The organism is Metabacillus niabensis, from assembly GCF_902829255.1.
GTDB classification, from domain to species: Bacteria; Bacillota; Bacilli; order Bacillales; family Bacillaceae; genus Metabacillus; species Metabacillus niabensis.
In genome coordinates, this window is the sequence record NZ_CADEPK010000096.1 from 1 (window position 1) to 2,181 (window position 2,181).

The following is a 2,181-nucleotide window of genomic DNA, read 5'->3' on the forward strand; positions in this document are numbered from 1 at the left end:
ATATATTATAGATTAATAAAAATATAAATTAAGTATTTTAACATCTCCAAGTTAGGGTTGAATTTCGAAAAAACTTTACCACATGCGTTATTTCTAAGTTTATTTATCTAAGTGGATGAACATAGAATATTATTAACAGGTACAATGGCTTAACATCTAATATGCTGTTATTGTTACAGTCTTTTTTATTGCTATAGGGGATTAAAATGTCGAGAGAATTATTAAAGAATATTAGAATTAAAGAAGAACCAAAACTTACAGCAAAACAAATGATCATACAATTAGCTATATATTTTCTTTTAGGTGCTTTTTTAGGTGTCATTGCAAAATATAGTGATACCGTTTCATCTAATAGTGGAATTGGGATGATTTTTGACATTATTAGTAACACCACAACACGTCTAGGTATATGGGTTGGATTGGCGACTTTCATTGCTGTATGGAGTGAAAATCCTAAAGTTGCAGCTTTTAAAGTATTCGGATTTTTTGCTGGTCTCTTGATAGCTTACTATATTTATTCACAAATGTTGTTTGGATTTTTTCCAACCTATTATTTTTTGCGTTGGGGAGCAATTGCGCTTGTCTCGCCTTTAGCTGCTTACATAGTTTGGTTCAGTAGAAGAGAAGGGGGCATTTCGGCAATTTGTGCAGCATTACCTATTGGTCTTCTTCTCGAACAAGGCGCTCCATTTTTTTATGGTTATTCGGTGGTGTTAGGCTTTGATTTATTCATTGCTATCTTATTACTTGTTATATTACCTAAATCAAAAATACAGTATCTATTGGTTGTTCCATTGTCGATATTGTTGGCTTTCATACTTAGAAGCTCAAATATTTTATTGTATTTGTTTGGTGGTTTATAAATTCTATAAACCTATTTTAATAAGTTCTAGATTAAACATTAAACATTCTATAAAAAGCATTTCAATAATTTTTCTTCTATTTGTAAATTAAATAGCAGGAACAACCAAAACTTCATAACAAAATGATTACCAAAAATAGTATAATAAGGAAGATTAATACTAGATTTACTTAGGAGGACATCATGATTGAGTTAAAAGGAAAATATAATTCTGCCAAAGTTTTTACAGATAATGTAGAACAAACGGCAGCTGGACAAATCATTGAATTATGCAACCAAGAATTTGTAAAAGATTCTCAGATTAGAATAATGCCAGATACACATGCTGGAGCTGGATGTACAATTGGTACTACTATGACAATTCACGATAAAATAGTTCCAAATTTAGTTGGTGTAGACATAGGCTGTGGCATGGAAGTGGCTATTATAGATAAAAATAAAGATGAAATAAACTTTGATCAATTAGATGAAACAATTAGAAAGTATGTGCCAAGCGGATTTAGTGTAAGACATAATAGCCAAAGACATCCATTTTCAAAGAAAATTAATTTTCGAGATGTTAGAGCACCATTTAACTTAAATAGAGCAAAAGATAGTATTGGGACTCTAGGGGGCGGAAATCATTTTATTGAATTAAATGAAGATCGTGAAGGTCGTGTATATATTGTTATTCATAGCGGTTCAAGAAACCTTGGAAAGCAAATTGCTGAACATTATCAAAATCTTGCTTACGAAGAATTAACGAGCATAGCTAAAGAGAAAGAGGAATTAATTAAAGAGTTAAAATTACATGGAAGAGAGAAAGAGATTCAATCTGAGCTACAAAGAATAAAAGCACCGAAGATACACAAGGATTTAGCGTTTTTAGAAGGTCAAAGCTTTAAAGACTATATGAATGACATGGCTATTGCTCAAAATTATGCATTATACAACAGAAAAGCTATGGTAGATGAAATTATTACAAAAATGAAATGGAATAAGATTGATGAGTTCACTACTATTCATAATTATATTGATATGGAAAATATGATTTTGCGTAAAGGAGCAATTTCTTCACAAAAGGGAGAACGGGTCATAATTCCAATGAATATGAGGGATGGTAGCATTATTGCCGAAGGAAAAGGAAATCAAGATTGGAATTATTCTGCACCACATGGAGCGGGAAGACTTATGTCAAGAGCGAAAGCAAAAGAGAATGTTTCCTTAGATGAGTTCAAAAATACAATGAAAAATGTATGGACGACTTCTGTATCAGAAAGAACACTTGATGAATCTCCAATGGCATATAAGCCTATGGAAGAAATAATCAAACATACTAC

At 31.4% G+C, this 2,181-nt stretch carries 2 protein-coding genes; both read left to right on the forward strand.

The window, feature by feature from the left end; all coding sequences use genetic code 11:
* The first annotated feature begins 206 nt into the window (after positions 1–206).
* Positions 207–863: a hypothetical protein gene (locus HU235_RS09535; protein WP_174880067.1), complete on the forward strand. Its 657-nt coding sequence runs from the start codon at positions 207–209 to the stop codon at positions 861–863.
* Between the two features lie 182 nt (positions 864–1,045).
* Positions 1,046–2,181: RtcB family protein (locus HU235_RS09540; protein WP_174880068.1), on the forward strand; the 1,136-nt coding region annotated here is incomplete at its 3' end.